1 protein-coding gene is annotated in these 1,586 nt (G+C 62.3%); it reads right to left on the bottom strand.

The window, feature by feature from the left end:
- The coding region (gene tkt, locus AC790_RS21020; protein WP_049853040.1) for a transketolase at positions 1-1,586 on the bottom strand (1,586 nt) is incomplete at both ends.

Below are 1,586 nucleotides of genomic sequence, written 5' to 3'. Positions count from 1 at the left end.
GATTTCGCCGTTTTAACCACGTTCTCAACGGTGAAGCCAAACGCTTTAAACAGCTGATCCGCTGGCGCTGACTCACCGAAGGTGGTCATGCCGACGATCGCGCCGTTCAGGCCGGTGTATTTGAACCAGTAGTCCGCGATACCCGCTTCGATCGCCACGCGCGCCGCCACCGCTTTCGGCAGCACCGATTCACGGTACGCCGCATCCTGCTTGTCGAACGCGTCGGTGGATGGCATGGAGACCACGCGCACCTTGCGGCCTTCCGCCGTCAGCTGCTCGTAAGCGCTCACCGCCAGCTCCACTTCCGAACCGGTGGCGATCAGGATCAGCTCCGGCGTGCCGTTGCTGTCCTTCAGCACGTAACCGCCGCGCGCCACGTTAGCCAGCTGCTCAGCGCTACGATCCTGCTGCGCCAGGTTCTGACGCGAGAAGATCAGCGCCGACGGGCCGTCAACGCGCTCGATGGCGTACTTCCACGCCACCGCCGACTCAACCTGGTCGCACGGGCGCCACAGGCTCATGTTTGGCGTCACGCGCAGGCTGGCCATCTGCTCAACCGGCTGGTGCGTCGGGCCATCTTCACCCAGGCCAATCGAGTCGTGGGTGTAGACCATGATCTGACGGATTTTCATCAGCGCGGCCATACGGGCGGCGTTGCGCGCGTACTCGACGAACATCAGGAAGGTGGCGGTGTACGGCAGGAAGCCGCCGTGCAGCGCCAGGCCGTTGGCAATCGCGGTCATACCGAACTCGCGCACGCCGTAGTGAATGTAGTTGCCCGCCGCGTCTTCGTTGATCGGCTTCGAGCCGGACCACATGGTGAGATTGCTTGGCGCCAGGTCAGCCGAGCCGCCCAGATATTCCGGCAGGATTTTACCGAAGGCTTCAATGGCGTTCTGCGAGGCTTTACGGCTGGCGATTTTCGCCGGATTGGCCTGCAGCTGCTCGATAAACGTCTGCGACTCGCTGGCCCAGTTAGCCGGCAATTCGTTGTTCACGCGACGTGTGAACTCGGCAGCCAGCTCCGGGTGCGCGGCGGCGTAGGCGGCAAACTTTTTGTCCCACGCGGACTCTTTCGCCTGGCCGGCTTCTTTGGCGTCCCACTGCGCGTAGATGTCTGAAGGGATTTCAAACGGACCGTGGTTCCAGCCCAGCTGCTTACGGGTCAGCGCGATTTCGTCGGCGCCCAGCGGCGCGCCGTGCGAGTCGTGCGTGCCGGCTTTGTTCGGCGAGCCGAAGCCAATCACGGTTTTGCACATCAGCAGCGAAGGCTTGTCGGAAACCGCTTTGGCTTCTTCAACGGCTTTCCTGATGGCGTCCGCATCGTGACCGTCGACGCCGCGCACCACGTGCCAGCCGTAGGCTTCGAAACGTTTGGCGGTGTCGTCGGTGAACCAGCCGTCGACGTGACCGTCGATGGAGATGCCGTTGTCGTCATAGAAGGCGACCAGTTTGCCCAGCTTCAGGGTGCCGGCGATGGAGCACACTTCGTGTGAAATACCTTCCATCATGCAGCCGTCGCCCATAAACACGTAGGTGTTATGGTCTACGATGTCATGGCCCGGACGGTTGAACTGCGCCGCCAG

The organism is Pantoea sp. RIT-PI-b (assembly GCF_001187905.1).
Taxonomy (GTDB): domain Bacteria; phylum Pseudomonadota; class Gammaproteobacteria; order Enterobacterales; family Enterobacteriaceae; genus Pantoea; species Pantoea nemavictus.
This window is presented reverse-complemented; position numbering and strand designations above follow the sequence as displayed.